Raw genomic sequence first — 14964 nt, forward strand, 5'->3', positions numbered from 1 at the left:
GGCGCTGACCCTGCTGCTGTTCCTGGTCTTCCCCATCACGGTGATCGTGGTGGTGAGCTTCTGGGACTACGACTCCTACCAGTTGATCCCGGACTTCATCTTCGGCAACTACCAGTACCTGCTGTCATCGCCGACGACCTTGCAGGCTTACCTGAATACCTTCAAGTACGCCTTGCTGACCTGGCTGATCACCCTGACGCTGGGCTTTACCGTGGCCTACTACCTGGCCTTCCACATCCGCAGCAACAAGGTGCAAACCTTGCTGTTTCTGCTGTGCACCATCCCGTTCTTCACCTCCAACATCATCCGCATGATTTCCTGGATACCACTGTTGGGGCGCAATGGTCTGGTCAACAGCGGCCTGATCGGCGCGGGGTTGATCGAACAGCCGCTGGAGTTTCTGCTGTACAGCGACTTCTCCATCGTTCTGGCCTATGTGCACCTGTACACCCTGTTCATGGTGGTGCCGATCTTCAACACCATGATGCGCATCGATCGCCGCCTGATCGAGGCCGCGCGGGACGCCGGAGCGCAGACCTGGCAGATCCTCCTGCTGGTGATCGTGCCGCTGTGCAAGTCGGGCATTCTCATCGGCAGCATTTTCGTACTGACCCTGGTGATGGGCGACTTCGTTACCGTGCGCATCATGGGGGGCGGCCTGCATGCTTCGGTCGGCGTGCTGATCCACAACGAAATCAGTTTGCTGCAATACCCGGCGGCTGCGGCCAGTGCCGTGGTGCTGCTGGCCACGGTGCTGCTGATGCTGGTGGTGATGTTCCGCCTGGTGGATATCCGCAAGGAGCTATGACCATGAAATCCACGGCACGGCCGTTGAGCTTTTATTGCCTGAGCCTGTTCTTTGGCCTGTTCGTACTGTTCCTTTACGGGCCGACCCTGACCATCGGCATTCTCTCGTTCCAGGGGCCGGACGGCGGGTTGACCTTTCCCATGAACGGCGTGTCCCTGCACTGGTTTCACAACCTGTTCCAGGCCCAGCAGGTGGGCGATTTCGCCGGTGCCTTCAGCCGTTCGATTCTCCTCGGTATCGCGGTGATGGCCTGCACACTGGTGTTTTCGGTGCTCGCCGGGTTCGCTTACCGGCGCCCATTCGCTGGCAGTCAGGCACTGTTCTACCTGACGTTGGCGAGCCTGATCATTCCGTCGATTCTGGTCAGCCTGGGCATTGGCCTGATGTTCGATCGCCTCGGCTGGGAGCCGATCTGGTACAGCTCGGCCTTTGGCGCGCACCTGACCTGGACCTTGCCGTTCGGCCTGTTGATCATGTTCGCCGTGTTCAACCGCTTCAACCGCGCCTACGAAATGGCGGCCCGCGACCTCGGCGCGAGCGCCTGGCAAACGGTACGCCTGATCGTTCTGCCGCTGATTGCCCCAAGCCTGTTCGGCGTGGCGCTGTTCGGCTTCACCCTGTCCTACGACGAATTCGCCCGCACCCTGATGGTCTCCGGCAGCTTCAATAGCCTGCCTCTGGAAATCTTCGGCATGACCACCAACGTCACCACCCCGGTGCTCTATGCGCTGGGCACACTGACCACGCTGTTTTCCCTGGCGCTGATTGGTCTGGTGCTGCTGTTGATGAATCTGAGCCAGCGTATGAGAAAACCCGTATGAAGATTCGCGTGATCAATCCCAATGGCTCGGCGGGCATGGCCCAATTGCTGGATGCAACCTGCCAGGGCATCAAGGCGGCCGATACGCAGTTGAGCGTGATCCATCTGCCCGGCTCGGTGGCGAGCATCGAGGGCGCTGCCGATGGCGTGTGCGCGGCTTATCACCTGCTGGGAGCGATGCGTCAGGGCCAGGAAGAGGGCGTGCAAGGTTTCGTGATCGCCTGTTTCGACGACACCGGCCTGGATGCCGCTCGCGAATTGGCCAGCGGCCCGGTGCTGGGCATCGGCGAAGCGGCCATGCACGCGGCGAGCATGCTGAGCGTGCGCTACTCGATCCTTACCAGCCTGCCGCGTTCGATCCACATCATCGAGCGCAACATGCACAGCTATGGCCTGCAGCGGCGCTGCGCGAATATCCATGCGGCGGATATTCCGGTGCTGGAGCTGGAGCGCGATCCCGCCCATTACCTGCGTCTGCGCGACCTGGGCCAGCAGATCCTGCGCGATGACCGTAGCGAGTGTCTGGTGATGGGCTGCGCAGGCATGAGCCAGTGGGCGCAGCGCCTGCAGGAGGATCTCGGCGTGCCGGTGGTCGATGGGGTTCAGGTGGCGTTGAAATGGGTGGAGGCGCTGGTGCAGTTGCGCCTGGGCAGCAGCAAGAGCCTGAGCTATGCCTGGCCGCGCGAGAAGGTGGTGTAGCGGCTGTGCCGCTGGCACATTTTCTATCACCTCTAAAGCAGCCTAAGGAAGAACATGACTCCACATTATCCCCGCGACCTGCGCGGATACGCAGGCAACCCGCCTCAGGCAAAATGGCCGGGAAATGCGCGAATCGCCGTCCAGTTCGTCCTCAATATCGAGGAGGGCAGTGAAAGTTGTGTGCTGCATGGGGATCCGCAGAGCGAAACGTTTCTTTCCGAGATCGTCGGTGCGCAGAGCTTTGCCGATCGGCATATGAGCATGGAGTCGATGTACGAATACGGCTCCCGTGCCGGTGTGTGGCGCATCCTCGATGAGTTCCAACGCCGCCAACTGCCGCTTACCGCCTTTGCCGTCGCCATGGCCCTGGAGCGTTGCCCGGACATCACCCAGGCGTTGGTCGCACGCAACCACGAAATCGCCAGTCACGGCTGGCGTTGGTTGCATTACCAGAACACTCCGGCCGATCTGGAGCGCGAACACCTCGAGCGCGCGGTCGAGCTGATCACCCGCCTTACCGGCGCCGCACCGCTCGGCTGGTATACCGGTAGAGACAGCCCCAACACGCGGCGCCTGGTGGTCGAGCATGGCGGCTTTCTCTACGACAGCGATTATTACGGCGACGACCTGCCGCTATGGAGCACCGTAGAAACTCGCGACGGTACCCGTCAGCCTCACCTGATCGTGCCTTATACGCTCGACGCCAATGACATGCGCTTCTCGAGCCCGGGCGGATTCAACAGTGGTGACCAGTTCTTCGCCTACCTGAGAGATACTTTCGACGTGCTCTACGCCGAGGGCGAAACGGCGCCGAAAATGATGTCGATCGGTCTGCACGCACGGCTGATCGGTCGCCCTGGGCGTTTCCGGGCGTTGCAACGCTTCCTCGATCATATCGAAGCCCATGATCGTGTCTGGGTGGCGCGTCGAGTCGACATCGCCCGGCACTGGGTCGAGCATCATCCTTACCAAGCGTAGAAACGCACTGCTTCGCCAGGGCGGTTGGCTGGGTATTTCGAAAGACGCCTGCAGCAGATAGGAATCAGGGTATCGGGAGCTGCCGAACCTGAGCGGATTGCCGAATCCATCGAAGATCATTAGCCTGCGCTTTTTGCCCGGGCCGGGTGGCCCTGGCCAACACGATGGATCACGGTATGAGCGAGCAGGTCGAAAACATCACCTATTACCTGGAGATGCACAGCCCCGAACAGGTGCGCGCCAAGCCCATGCCTGACGACCTGCAGGTGGTCGAGTGCCGCATCAAGCAGTTCCAGCTCAACCGCTTTCTCTACCAGTTGGTGGGCGGGCCCTGGGAGTGGACGGACAAGCTGTCCTGGTCGGATGCGCAGTGGCGCGAGCTGGTCGAGACTGACACTCATCGTACTTGGGTGGCCTACCACCAAGGCGCTATCGCCGGTTACTACGAGTTGCAGCGTGACGCCGACGGCTCGGTGGAGATTCTCTATTTCGGTCTCGCCGAAGCGTTTTTCGGTCAGGGTTTCGGCGGCCCGCTGCTGACCCACGCGCTGCAATCCGCCTGGGCCTGGCCCGGTACCCGGCGAGTCTGGGTGCACACCTGCACCTTCGATCACCCCAGCGCCCTGGCCAACTATCAGGCCCGTGGGTTGCAGCTGTATCGCCAGGAAGTCGAAGGCTGAGGGGCGTTTCAGCTCAAGCGGATCAGATAACTCGGTAGTGCCGGCTCCGGTAATACCGACAGCACCTTGAGGCGTTGCAGGGTGCGCTCGCGGGCGCAGCTCAGGTGATGGCGCAGGGCGTTGGCGGCGCGGTCGATATCCTTGGCCAGCAGCGCCTCGATCACCTGATGGTGTTCGTCGAGCATCGCTTCGTCCAGGCTTCTGCGCAAGGCGCCGTGGAGGATGCGGCCGATGTTCATCTGGCTCTGGCATTGGCGTATCAGCGAAGCCATCTTTTGATTGCGCAGGCCGGCCAGGCACTCGACGTGCAGGTCGTGTTCGATGCGTTCGATGGTGGCGCGCTCGGCGCCGTTGCTGGCCTGGCGGGCGCGCTCGATGCGCTCGAGCATGCCGTGCAGTGCATCTTGGCTCAGACCTGGAGCGCTCTGCCTCAGCGCCTGCGGTTCGAGCAGGCCGCGCAGTTCGTAGTCGTCGATCACCGATTGCGCCGTGAGCGGGCCGGCCAGCCATTGCGAGTAGGGTTCCTTTTCCACCAGGCCACGGTCGCGCAGGCGCATCAGCGCTTCGCGGACCACGCTGCGACTGACGTTCAGGTGCTCGGCCGCCAGTTGCTCGTCCAGCCGGTAGTGACCGAAGACCATGAAGGTGCCAACGCTGGCGGCGAGGTCTTCATAAGCACGTTCACCCAATGGTCGTACGTCGATCAGTTCATCTTCCGTTTCCAGGCCCAATAGCTGGCGTGTCAGCGGTGTGCGCAGTGGTTCGACGGCTGCGTCGTGCGGGTTGACCAGATAGCCGCGGCCTTCGAAACGGCAGATCAGGCCTTCGTCATGCAGCAGGTTAAGCGCCTGCCGTACCGGTACGCGGCTGGTGCCGAACAGCTGCGCCAGCGGGGCTTCGACCAGCACCAGGCCAGGGGCTGCACGTCCCTGAGTGATGGAGGCGCGCAGGGTGTCGCGGATCATTTCGTAGCGCGAGACCGCAAGGGATTCTTCCTGAGGGGCGCTTGCTGCGGGCATACCGGGTTTCCGGGGACGAGTACGAGGTGGCGATTCTCTCACAGGTTCAGCCCTCCCGATTACCTCGATGGCGGTGCTCCAAAAGGAAGCATCTTGGAACCCAGCGTTACTTTTTTGCACAAAAATGGATCTTTTAAATTTATATCCGTTATTTGTTTTGGCAACCTTCGGTCCCGCGCTTGACGGGCTCTTGAAGTGTTTTTGAAAGATTGGCATGAAGGCTGCTTTTGTAAACGTACTTTTTTGTATATGTACGTTTTGAGGTTTCCATGCCCGGTCCATCCCGCGCTCTCGAACTCGCCCAGGCTTATGCTGCGGGCTCGACCGACCCCGTCGAGGTGCTCGAGGCCGCGTTGGCGAAAGCTGCCGAGCTGCCGGCGGCATTCATCTCGCTGAGCGCCGAGCGTGGCCGTCGCGAAGCGCTGGCGTCACGGTCACGCTGGCGGGCCGGGCAAGCGCTGTCGGTGTTGGACGGTGTGCCCTTCGCCTGGAAGGATTTGTTCGATGTGGCCGGCAGCGTGACCACCGCCGGCTCGGCGACCCGCCGCGAGCTGGCGCCAGCCACCGCTGACGCTGCCCTGGTTGGCGCGCTCACCAGGGCTGGCCTGGTCAATCTGGGCAAGACCAACCTCAGTGAGTTCGCTTATTCCGGGCTCGGCCTCAATCCGCATTTCGGTACGCCGATCAACCCATTCAGCGGGCACGAGCCCCGTGTTCCCGGTGGCTCGTCGAGTGGTTCTGCGGTTGCCGTGGCCGCGGGTGTGGTGCCGCTGGCGATGGGCACCGACACGGCAGGGTCGATTCGTGTCCCGGCGGCTTTCAACGGCTTGGTCGGTTACCGCAGCAGCCGACGCCGTTACGCCTTCGACGGTGTATTTCCCCTGGCTCGCTCTCTGGATGCCCTTGGCCCACTGGCGCGCACTGTCGAGGACGTCGTGGCAGTGGACAGCCTGCTGCGTGGTGGCCCGGTGTCGCGTCGCTCAACCGCGTGTTCATTGTTTGGCGTGCGTGTGTACGTCGACCCGGCCTGGGTCGACGATTCGCGCGTACAGCCAGCGGTCAGGCAGAACCTGGAGCGCGCGCTGGAGCGCTTGGCCTGCGCCGGTGCCGTGGTCGAACGCAAACCCATCAAGGCCATGCGCGAGGCGCTGGCGATGATCGAGCGCGGCGACTGGGTCGGTTCCGCAGAGGCCTTTGCCCTGCACGAGAGCCTGCTCGACAGCGCCGACGCCAAGCGTCTCGACCCGCGCGTGCGCAAGCGGCTCGAAGGGGCGCGCTCGATCCCGGCCAGCCACCAGATACGCCTTTACCAACAGGGTGAAAGCCTGCGCAGGCAACTCGTCGATGAGCTGGATGGAGCCTTCGTGATCACGCCGACCGTCGCTCATGTGGCCCCGCTGCTGGTGCCTCTGGAAGCCGACGAGGCGTTGTTCGTTGCCACCAACCTGGCCACTCTGCGCCTGACCATGCCCGGCAGCCTGCTCGACATGCCCGCGGTTGCCTTGCCTAGCGGTGTCGATGAGCACGGCTTGCCCACCAGCCTGCTGCTTGCAGCGCCCAGCGCCGCGGACGACCTGTTGCTGCGTGCGGCGCTGGCTGTCGAGGCTGCCTTGCTGCCCTGAATTCGCTTGGGCGAGCAGCGGGGCCCGGCCCGCTTGCACGTCGCTCACCGATCCGGGTCAAGAGGATTCAACGATGGCAAAAGAAATATTCGTCTCCATCGGCGTTGACGTGGATGCGGTCGCCGGCTGGCTCGGCTCCTACGGCGGTGAGGATTCCCCGGACGACATCTCCCGTGGCTTGTTCGCAGGTGAAGTGGGGGCACCGCGCCTGCTCAAACTGTTCGAGAAGTACGGTTTGCGTACCACCTGGTTCATTCCCGGTCATTCGGTCGAAACCTTTCCCGAGCAGATGAAGGCGGTGGCCGATGCAGGCCATGAGATCGGCATCCACGGTTACAGCCACGAAAATCCGATCGCCATGACGGCGGAGCAGGAGGAGATCGTTCTCGACAAGTCCATCGAGCTGATCACGGCACTGGCCGGCAAGCGTCCTACCGGGTACGTCGCGCCCTGGTGGGAATTCAGCAACGTGACCAACGAGCTGCTGCTCAAGAAAGGCATCAAGTACGACCATAGCCTGATGCACAACGACTTCCATCCCTACTACGTGAGGGTTGGCGATCGCTGGACCAAGATCGACTACAGCCAGCATCCGGATACCTGGATGAAGCCGCTGGTGCGTGGTGAGGAAACCAGCCTGGTGGAGATTCCGGCCAACTGGTACCTCGATGACCTGCCGCCAATGATGTTCATCAAGAAGGCGCCGAACAGCCATGGCTTCGTCAACCCGCGTCATCTCGAGGAGATGTGGCGCGACCAGTTCGACTGGGTCTACCGCGAGCACGACTACGCGGTGTTCCCGATCACCATCCACCCCGACGTGTCCGGTCGTCCGCAGGTGCTGTTGATGCTCGAGCGCCTTATCGAGCACATCAAAGGCCATGAAGGTGTGCACTTCGTGACCATGGACGAAATCGCCGATGACTTCCTGCGTCGCCAGCCGCACAAGCGCTGACGCCTAGCCCCTGATGAGTATGCCGACATGACAACAACGCATGCCGCAACACCGACCCACGTCAAAGAATCCGGCACCTGGAAACCGGTGCAGCTCTCGTCCAGAGATGTCACCTATTCGACCTGGATCGCTTTCTTCGCCTGGGTTTTCGCAGTCTATGACTTCATCCTGTTCGGCACGTTGTTGCCGGTCATGGGCGGGCACTTCAACTGGAGCGAGGCCGAGCAGGCCAAGATAGCCACCTGGGTCGCTCTGGGCGGCGCCATCGTCGCTTTCGGCATCGGCCCGCTGGTCGACCGCATCGGTCGCCGTGGCGGCATCATGGTCACGATTGGCGGAACGGCGATTTGCTCGGCGCTGACCGCCGTCTGCGCCGGCATGGGCAAGGTGCCGTTGATTCTGGTGCGCTCGGTGGCGGGCCTGGGTTATGCCGAGGAAGCCGTCAACGCCACTTACCTGACCGAAGTGTATGCCGCGTCCACTGATCCGAAGCTGATCAAGCGCCGTGGTTTCATCTACAGCCTGGTGCAAAGCGGCTGGCCGGTCGGTGCGCTGATCGCTGCCGGACTCACCGCCCTGCTGCTGCCGCATATCGGCTGGCAGGGTTGTTTCGTGTTTGCCGCGATACCGGCATTCGTCATTGCCGTGCTGGCTTACAAGCTCAAGGAGAGCCCGCAGTTTCAGGTGCATCAGCGTATTTCCCAGCTTCGCAAGGCTGGCCAGGATGCCGATGCCCGTGCTCTGGCCCGTGAATATGACGTGGACTACGAGGAGCATGCCAAGGCTGGGGTGGCGGCTGCGTTTCGCGGTGCCGCGCTGCGCCCGACCCTGGTGCTGAGCCTGGCGATCCTGCTCAACTGGTCGGCGATTCAGGTGTTCAGCGTGCTGGGTACCTCGGTGATCGTCAGCGTGCACAAACTGTCGTTCGAGAACTCGCTGGTGATCCTGGTGCTGTCCAATCTGGTCGGCTTCATCGGCTATCTGTTTCACGGCTGGCTGGGTGATCGCTTCGGTCGCCGCAACACCGTGGCGCTGGGCTGGATGTGCGGTGGTGTCGCCTTCTTCGCCATGGTTCAGGCGCCCAGCGACCTGGCGACCGTCATCGCGTTGTACAGCCTCGGCCTGTTCTTCCTGACCGGTCCGTACTCGGCCATGCTGTTCTTCATGGGTGAGAGCTTCCCCACCAGCATTCGCGCGACCGGCGGCGCCATCGTTCATGCCATGGGCCCGATTGGCGCGATCCTCGCCGGCCTCGGCATTACCGGGGTACTGACCAGCGGCGGTGAATGGCACAGCGCGGCTCTGTGGTTCGGTGCCCTGCCGTGTTTCCTGTCCGGTGTGGTGATGCTGGCCGCGCGTCACGTCGAACCGAACAGCGTCAAATGACCGAGGAGGCTCTTCCCATGACTCTACCCGTTGCCATGATTACCGGTGCCGCCAGCGGTATCGGTCAGGCTCTGGCCGTGGCGTATGCCAGAAGCGGCGTGCGTGTGGCCGGTGGCTATTTCGCCGGCGATCCCCATGACCCTGCCGAGACCCTGCGGCTGGTCGAGGGCGCAGGTGGCGAGTGCATCATGCTCGCTGCCGACGTTACCGACAGCGCCTCGCTGGACGCGCTGGCCGCTGCCGCCGTCGAGCGGTTCGGCCGTCTCGACTATGCGGTGGCCAATGCCGGCCTGCTGCGCCGCGCACCGCTGCTGGAAATGACCGACGAGCGCTGGAACGAGATGCTCGACGTCGACCTGACCGGGGTCATGCGTACCTTCCGCAGCGCCGCACGCTACATCGGTGAAGGGGGCGCGCTGGTGGCGATTTCCTCCATCGCCGGCGGCGTCTACGGCTGGCAGGATCACTCCCATTATGCCGCCGCCAAGGCTGGCGTACCCGGCCTGTGCCGCTCGCTGGCGGTGGAGCTGGCGCCGCAGGGTATCCGCTGCAACGCGGTGATTCCCGGGCTGATCGAAACGCCGCAATCGCTCGACGCGAAAAACTCCCTCGGCCCGGAGGGGCTGGCCCAGGCGGCCAAGGCCATCCCGCTGGGTCGGGTGGGGCGCGCCAGTGAAGTGGCCGATCTGGTGCGTTACCTGACCAGTGCCCAGGCCAGCTACATCACCGGGCAGAGCATCATCGTCGACGGCGGCCTGACGGTGCGTTGGCCGGATTGACGGCTATAAGGCGAAAGCGGTGATCGGTGCAGTACCTGTGGGAGCGGGCCATGCCCGCGACTTTTTCGCGGGCATGGCCCGCTCCCACAGAATGTAGACCGAGCGTCTACTCCCACCATTCAGCTGTAGCGTGGGCTTCAGCCCACCAAATCGAAGGTCCGCTATCGCCTTACTCCAACCCATTCCACCGAGACGGCAACGAACTCCGATAAGGACAGACCATGAAACAGCTACAAGACCGTCGCGCCGTGATCACCGGCGCCGCCAGTGGCATCGGCGCGGCCATTGCCCATGCCTATGCCGATGCAGGCGCCCGCCTGGTGCTCTGCGACCGCGATGCCGCCCGCCTGGCGATCACCGCCCGTGAGTGCCGCGAGCGCGGGGCCGAGGTGGTGCAAAGCGTGGCCGACGTCGGCAGCCGCGAAGGTGCCCAGGCCGGTGTCGATGCCTGCGTGAAGGCCTTCGCCGGTATCGATATTCTGGTCAACAACGCCGGCATGCTGACCCAGGCACCCTGCGTCGAGCTGACCCAGGAAATGTGGGACGACATGCTGCGCGTCGACCTCACCAGCGTGTTCATTGCCAGCCAGCGCGCTTTGCCGCACATGCTCGCCCAGCAGTGGGGGCGGATCATCAACGTCGCCTCGCAACTGGGCATCAAGGGCGGCGCCGAGTTGACCCATTACGCCGCAGCCAAGGCCGGTGTGATCGGCTTCAGCAAGTCCCTGGCCCTCGAGGTCAGCAAGGACAACGTGCTGGTCAATGCCATCGCTCCCGGCCCCATCGAGACGCCACTGGTCGATGGCATCAGTCAGGACTGGAAGACGGCCAAGGCCAGAGAATTGCCCCTTGGCCGTTTCGGCAAGGCCAGTGAGGTTGCGCCTGTCGCCGTGCTGCTGGCTTCGGAGCCGGGTGGCAACCTGTTCGTCGGCCAGACCCTCGGGCCGAACTCCGGCGATGTGATGCCCTGACATGTGCGGACTCTGCGGCCTGCTCGGCGAAGAGCTGCACTGGAGCGATCCGCTCGGCGATACCCTGCCTCGGCGCCGCGAGCGGCTGCGTCGGATCGCGGCGATCAATCAGGTGCTGGCGCCATTCCGCCTCACCGTCAGCGACGTACAGGGTGCATCCTATCTGGTGCAGGGGGCGACCGGCCGCCAGGAACTGGCCAGCGGCCTCGACCAGCTCTGGCTGCAGGCCGAAGCGATCCTCGGCCGACCACTGGATCCGCTCGACCCACGGGTGCTCGATCATCTGGAGGCACAGCCATGAGCCTGCCAATCAACGTCGTCACCGGCTTTCTCGGCAGCGGCAAGACCACGTTGCTCAAGCGCCTGTTGGCCGACGAGGAACTCGGTGACACTGCGCTGCTGATCAACGAGTTCGGCGAAGTCGGTATCGATAATCTGCTGGTCGAGGAGGTCGCCCCGGGAACCGTGTTGCTACCCAGCGGCTGTGTCTGTTGTTCGGTACGTGGCGATCTCAAGCAGGCGCTACTGGATCTGCACGGCAAACGCAGTCGTGGCGAGGTTCCGGCCTTTCGCCGGGTGCTGCTGGAAACCACCGGGCTGGCCGACCCGGCGCCGATCCTGGCCACCCTGCAACGTGATCCGCAAATGCGTGGCCGCTTCCATCTCGGTCTGCTGGTAACGGTGGTCGATGCGCAGCATGCCGAGCTGCAGGAGCGCCTGCACCCCGAGTGGCTTGGTCAGGTCACCGCTGCCGACCGCCTGCTGCTGAGCAAGACCGATCTGGTTGCAGCAGAGGTCGTCGACCCGCTGCGCTGCAGACTGCTGGCGCTCAATCCATCAGCATCCCTGGCCCTGACCGCTGACATCGTCAGTGGTGACGAACTGCTGCTCGGCGAGGGGCTCAAGGGGCGCGACCCGGATGCCGAGGTGGCGCGCTGGCAACTGTTCGCACCGCTCGGCAGCAGCCGCCACGGTAGCGCCGAGGTGTGCTGCCTGGAGTTCGATGGCGCGCTGGACTGGATCGCCTTCGGGGTCTGGCTGTCCATGCTGCTAAGATGCCACGGCGAACGCATACTCCGAGTCAAAGGCATCCTCGACGTGATCGATTCTCCGCAGCCCATCGTCATCCATGGCGTGCAGCATTGTCTGCATGCGCCGGTCCATCTCAACGCCTGGCCAGGTGGTGTGCGCCGCTCGCGCCTGGTGTTCATCGTCCGCGAGCTGGACACCCTGACGCTGCGCCGTTCGTTCAATGCCTTCCTCGCCCGGCTCGGGCGCGCCGCATGATCACCCTGCGCGTACTCGGCACCTCCGTGACCTTGCTCGAACCGATCCGGCAGCGCGCCGAGCAGGAGCTTGGCATTCGCCTGGAATATCAGTTGCACGACACCCAGACCGTGCAACGCATCGCGGTGATGCAGCCGGAGAGCTACGACCTCTATGACCAGTGGTTTCACAACGTCGACTTCGTGTGGCCTGCGCGGGCAATTCAGCCTATCGACACGCGGCGGGTGGCGCTCTGGGAAGAGATCAACGACCTGGCGAAGAAAGGTCGCCTGCACCCGGACGATCGGCTGGCCAGCGGCAGCCTGCCGTGCGACCGACTGTTCGTGCAGCCCGACGGCAACCTGGGCAGTGCGCCGACCGACCACATCAGCATGTTGCCGCTGACCCACAACGCCGACAGTTTCGCCTATCTGCCCGCGCACCTGCCCAAGGCCCTGGCTGGCAACGAGGAGAGCTGGGCCTGGCTGGTCGACGAAGGCTGGTGCGGGCACATCGCCTTGCAGAACGATGCCGCCATCGGTGCCCTCGATGCGGCACTGGCGCTTCAGGCCGGAGGCCTGGCGCACTTCGACAATATCGGCAACCTGCGCCTCGGCGAAATCGACCGCCTCGCCGAGCGGCTGATCGAGAAGCAGCGTCACGGCCACTTCGCGGCGTTCTGGTCGGATGATCGTGAGGCCAGCGAACTGATGCTCGGCCCCAACGTGCATGTGCAGAGCCTGTGGTCGCCGACCCTGATGCAATTGCATCGCGCCGGCGTGCAGTACCGTCTGGCTGCGCCCAAGGAGGGCTATCGCGCCTGGTTCGGCGGCCTCTCGCTGTCGCGTTGCGTCGAGGGCAAGGTCAAGGACGCTGCCTACGCCTACCTCAACTGGTGGTTGGCCGGCTGGCCTGGCGCGCTGATGGCCAGGCAGGGGTTCTACATCTCCAATCCGCCCCGTGCCCGTGACCATATGTCCGCTGCCGAATGGGACTACTGGTACGACGGCAAGCCTGCCGCAGAGCAGCTTCTGGGCAGTGACGGGCTGCCATTGATCGAGCCCGGCGAAGTGCGTGAAGGCGGCACCTACGCTCAGCGCATGGGCCATATCGGCGTATGGAACGCGGTCATGGACGAGCACAACTATCTGGTGCGGCGGTGGAGCGACTTCTTGCGTGCAGGGCGCTGAAGCGCTGACGTAATGCGACAATCAGCGGCGACATCTCGCCGGGGCTGCTGTCCTAGTTGGAGCGAGCCAAGTCGCGGTCACTGAACGGAGTCTTACATGCCGATGCCTAGTTTGAAGTTCCTGCCACTCTGCCTGCTGGCGCTGCCGCTCATGGCGACAGCCCAGCAGCAGATTCAGCCCGGCCTCTGGGAAATCACCTCGAAGAACATGCAACTGGGTGGCAAAGCGCTGCCGAGCAGCGACGTGATGCTGCAGCAGTTCAAGAACCTGCCCCAGGCGCAGCGCGAGATGATGGAGCGGGCGATGGCCCAGCAGGGTATCCAGTTGGGCGACAAGGGTGTGCAGTACTGCATCAGCCAGGCGCAGATCGATGCCCAGAACATCCCTCTGCAGGATCCCAACTGCCGCCAGCAGATCACCTCGCGCGACAACGATCGCTGGGTGTTCAACTTCACCTGTCCGCAGGGCCAGGGGCAGGGCGAGGCGCATTTCCTCGACGACAAGTCCTTCAGCTCCAAAGTCAGCGGCCAGTTCGACAGCGGTGCCGGTCGTCAGCAGGGCAGCATGGAGTCTGACGCCCGCTGGGTGTCGGCCGATTGTGGTGCGCTGAAGCCGCGTCAGCCTTGAGGTTGCATCAGCCTGCCGTCGATGTGGATCGGCTCTGAGTGCCATGCTCGAGGGCGCTCCCTCTGGCCTGGGCTTGGCCGAAGTTGCTGCTCAGCCGGTGTTCGCCAGCAGGATGAGGAAGCGGCTCGCTAGGGCGCGGTCATGTGCCTGGCTTCTGTCTCGGCAGCGCATAGAGCGCCATCAGAAACGACGTCACTGCGCCCAGGCAGAAGTTGCCGACATGATGGGTTTCCATCGGCAGCACCTCACCCCATACGAGTGCGCCCGTACCACCAGCCAGGCAAACGATCAGCATGTGCAGAACGCATCGGTGAAGCTGGAAGTATGCGTAAAGCATTGCCAGGCCGAACGCTGGGATTCCATAGAAAAACAGGCTCGTTACGGCTGAAAGAATGCCGAACCAGAACGTACCCACCACGGTTTCCACGACGCTCATGCTGGTGGTTCGGGCCATCAATTCAAGCGTGCAGAAATACCCAAATATGAACACGCCCACCAGCGCCGGGCAGAGGGTGAAGGATGTCACTATGCGTTTGACCGGGTACCACACAGCCTATCCCTGTAATGAACACGCAGCAGGTGAATTGGAACGCTCTGGTAAGGGATTTCTCAGGGAAAGACCGCGGCCATTCGAGAAAACCTAATCGGCCTTCTCCTGAATATGCAGTATGCAGGACGTGTATGTATTGCTCAGTCTTCATACAACCGATCAAGCAGTGCCGCGAACGTGGAGGCAACAGGTGAGACCTCTTCCTCGCTACCGGGCACTCCCTCGTGGTGCCAAATCACAACCGGCGGTTCTTCACTGGGTGGACACTCTCGATAGTCAAAGCACAGCGCATCACCGTTGCCCAGCGCCGAAAAAATCACCAGGCCCGGCACTAACCCCTCGGGTGGGAATCGTAGCTTGATCTCCATCGTCTCCGTGCAGCCCTCGATATCGCCAAAAGCCAGGAACATACCCGTTCCGGATTCCACCTCTTCTCCGTGCAGGCGACTGAAGTACCTGAAATAGGGTCTATCGACGATAAAGGCACCATTGAAACGCTTGACGACGTCCTTGTAGCTGTTAGGAAAAGGTCTGCCCAACTGCTGTTCGACTGCAGCGATAGCAGCGGAATTACCGTCACCGTAGTAAGAGTCGAACTCGACCGATGTGCTCAT

The 14964-nt window shown here is 62.9% G+C and carries 17 protein-coding genes; 14 read left to right on the top strand and 3 right to left on the bottom strand.

Annotation, left to right across the window (positions count from 1 at the left end; translation table 11 throughout):
• Positions 1-16 precede the first annotated feature (16 nt).
• From FHR27_RS21025 to FHR27_RS21045, 5 genes are all read left to right on the top strand, one after another.
• Positions 17-808: an ABC transporter permease gene (locus FHR27_RS21025; RefSeq protein WP_373565163.1), complete on the top strand. Its 792-nt coding sequence runs from the start codon at positions 17-19 to the stop codon at positions 806-808.
• A gap of 2 nt (positions 809-810) precedes the next feature.
• Positions 811-1629: an ABC transporter permease gene (locus FHR27_RS21030; RefSeq protein ID WP_179539466.1), complete on the top strand. Its 819-nt coding sequence runs from the start codon at positions 811-813 to the stop codon at positions 1627-1629.
• A complete protein-coding gene (locus FHR27_RS21035) occupies positions 1626-2327 on the top strand; it encodes an aspartate/glutamate racemase family protein (RefSeq protein ID WP_042553489.1) in 702 nt (233 codons plus the stop codon). The genes FHR27_RS21030 and FHR27_RS21035 overlap by 4 nt, the downstream gene beginning before the upstream one ends.
• A 54-nt stretch (positions 2328-2381) precedes the next feature.
• The gene (gene puuE, locus FHR27_RS21040; RefSeq protein ID WP_042553488.1) at positions 2382-3305 is read left to right on the top strand and encodes an allantoinase PuuE; all 924 of its coding nucleotides are present in this window, start codon (positions 2382-2384) and stop codon (positions 3303-3305) included.
• Between the two features lie 176 nt (positions 3306-3481).
• Complete coding sequence (locus tag FHR27_RS21045; RefSeq protein ID WP_179539467.1) at positions 3482-3985, top strand: GNAT family N-acetyltransferase; 504 nt, start codon at positions 3482-3484, stop codon at positions 3983-3985.
• Positions 3986-3993: 8 nt separating this feature from the next.
• Here FHR27_RS21045 and FHR27_RS21050 read toward each other — a convergent pair whose 3' ends face one another.
• Positions 3994-5004, bottom strand: a complete 1011-nt coding sequence (locus FHR27_RS21050) for a GntR family transcriptional regulator (RefSeq protein WP_042553486.1) — start codon at positions 5002-5004, stop codon at positions 3994-3996.
• Positions 5005-5273: 269 nt separating this feature from the next.
• Between FHR27_RS21050 and FHR27_RS21055 the strand changes: the two genes are divergently transcribed.
• From FHR27_RS21055 to FHR27_RS21095, 9 genes are all read left to right on the top strand, one after another.
• The gene (locus FHR27_RS21055) at positions 5274-6626 is read left to right on the top strand and encodes an amidase (protein ID WP_179539468.1); all 1353 of its coding nucleotides are present in this window, start codon (positions 5274-5276) and stop codon (positions 6624-6626) included.
• A 73-nt stretch (positions 6627-6699) separates the two neighbouring features.
• A complete protein-coding gene (locus FHR27_RS21060; protein WP_042553484.1) occupies positions 6700-7581 on the top strand; it encodes a polysaccharide deacetylase family protein in 882 nt (293 codons plus the stop codon).
• A 27-nt stretch (positions 7582-7608) separates the two neighbouring features.
• Positions 7609-8967: an MFS transporter gene (locus FHR27_RS21065; RefSeq protein ID WP_042553483.1), complete on the top strand. Its 1359-nt coding sequence runs from the start codon at positions 7609-7611 to the stop codon at positions 8965-8967.
• A 17-nt stretch (positions 8968-8984) separates the two neighbouring features.
• Positions 8985-9746 carry an SDR family NAD(P)-dependent oxidoreductase gene (locus tag FHR27_RS21070; protein WP_042553482.1) on the top strand — a complete coding sequence of 254 codons (762 nt, stop codon included), beginning with the start codon at positions 8985-8987 and terminating at the stop codon, positions 9744-9746.
• A gap of 221 nt (positions 9747-9967) precedes the next feature.
• A complete protein-coding gene (locus FHR27_RS21075; protein ID WP_042553481.1) occupies positions 9968-10717 on the top strand; it encodes an SDR family NAD(P)-dependent oxidoreductase in 750 nt (249 codons plus the stop codon).
• Between the two features lies 1 nt (position 10718).
• A complete protein-coding gene (locus FHR27_RS21080; protein WP_042553480.1) occupies positions 10719-11018 on the top strand; it encodes a hypothetical protein in 300 nt (99 codons plus the stop codon).
• Positions 11015-12004, top strand: coding sequence for a CobW family GTP-binding protein (locus FHR27_RS21085; RefSeq protein ID WP_042553479.1), 990 nt, complete (start codon positions 11015-11017; stop codon positions 12002-12004). Before FHR27_RS21080 ends, FHR27_RS21085 begins: the two co-directional genes overlap by 4 nt.
• Positions 12001-13173: an ABC transporter substrate-binding protein gene (locus FHR27_RS21090; RefSeq protein ID WP_042553478.1), complete on the top strand. Its 1173-nt coding sequence runs from the start codon at positions 12001-12003 to the stop codon at positions 13171-13173. The genes FHR27_RS21085 and FHR27_RS21090 overlap by 4 nt, the downstream gene beginning before the upstream one ends.
• A gap of 96 nt (positions 13174-13269) precedes the next feature.
• Entirely contained in the window at positions 13270-13800 is a 531-nt protein-coding gene (locus FHR27_RS21095; protein ID WP_257026964.1) for a DUF3617 domain-containing protein, read from the top strand.
• 139 nt (positions 13801-13939) lie between these two features.
• On the opposite strand, the gene FHR27_RS21100 is transcribed toward FHR27_RS21095, so the two are convergent.
• Complete coding sequence (locus FHR27_RS21100) at positions 13940-14350, bottom strand: hypothetical protein (RefSeq protein ID WP_042553477.1); 411 nt, start codon at positions 14348-14350, stop codon at positions 13940-13942.
• Positions 14351-14490: 140 nt separating this feature from the next.
• Positions 14491-14964 (bottom strand): SMI1/KNR4 family protein, encoded by a 474-nt coding sequence (locus FHR27_RS21105; RefSeq protein WP_179539469.1) that lies wholly within the window; start codon positions 14962-14964, stop codon positions 14491-14493.

Source organism: Pseudomonas flavescens (genome assembly GCF_013408425.1).
Lineage (GTDB): Bacteria > Pseudomonadota > Gammaproteobacteria > Pseudomonadales > Pseudomonadaceae > Aquipseudomonas > Aquipseudomonas fulva_A.

What these genes read in the sequence shown, in the direction of transcription:
- FHR27_RS21030 (WP_179539466.1), top strand. Translation starts at nt 811, where the DNA reads ATGAAATCCACGGCACGGCCGTTGAGCTTTTATTGCCTGAGCCTGTTC.
- FHR27_RS21035 (WP_042553489.1), top strand. Translation starts at nt 1,626, where the DNA reads ATGAAGATTCGCGTGATCAATCCCAATGGCTCGGCGGGCATGGCCCAA.
- puuE (WP_042553488.1), top strand. Translation starts at nt 2,382, where the DNA reads ATGACTCCACATTATCCCCGCGACCTGCGCGGATACGCAGGCAACCCG.
- FHR27_RS21045 (WP_179539467.1), top strand. Translation starts at nt 3,482, where the DNA reads ATGAGCGAGCAGGTCGAAAACATCACCTATTACCTGGAGATGCACAGC.
- FHR27_RS21050 (WP_042553486.1), bottom strand. Translation starts at nt 5,004, where the DNA reads ATGCCCGCAGCAAGCGCCCCTCAGGAAGAATCCCTTGCGGTCTCGCGC.
- FHR27_RS21055 (WP_179539468.1), top strand. Translation starts at nt 5,274, where the DNA reads ATGCCCGGTCCATCCCGCGCTCTCGAACTCGCCCAGGCTTATGCTGCG.
- FHR27_RS21060 (WP_042553484.1), top strand. Translation starts at nt 6,700, where the DNA reads ATGGCAAAAGAAATATTCGTCTCCATCGGCGTTGACGTGGATGCGGTC.
- FHR27_RS21065 (WP_042553483.1), top strand. Translation starts at nt 7,609, where the DNA reads ATGACAACAACGCATGCCGCAACACCGACCCACGTCAAAGAATCCGGC.
- FHR27_RS21070 (WP_042553482.1), top strand. Translation starts at nt 8,985, where the DNA reads ATGACTCTACCCGTTGCCATGATTACCGGTGCCGCCAGCGGTATCGGT.
- FHR27_RS21075 (WP_042553481.1), top strand. Translation starts at nt 9,968, where the DNA reads ATGAAACAGCTACAAGACCGTCGCGCCGTGATCACCGGCGCCGCCAGT.
- FHR27_RS21080 (WP_042553480.1), top strand. Translation starts at nt 10,719, where the DNA reads ATGTGCGGACTCTGCGGCCTGCTCGGCGAAGAGCTGCACTGGAGCGAT.
- FHR27_RS21085 (WP_042553479.1), top strand. Translation starts at nt 11,015, where the DNA reads ATGAGCCTGCCAATCAACGTCGTCACCGGCTTTCTCGGCAGCGGCAAG.
- FHR27_RS21090 (WP_042553478.1), top strand. Translation starts at nt 12,001, where the DNA reads ATGATCACCCTGCGCGTACTCGGCACCTCCGTGACCTTGCTCGAACCG.
- FHR27_RS21095 (WP_257026964.1), top strand. Translation starts at nt 13,270, where the DNA reads ATGCCGATGCCTAGTTTGAAGTTCCTGCCACTCTGCCTGCTGGCGCTG.
- FHR27_RS21105 (WP_179539469.1), bottom strand. Translation starts at nt 14,964, where the DNA reads ATGAGCACATCGGTCGAGTTCGACTCTTACTACGGTGACGGTAATTCC.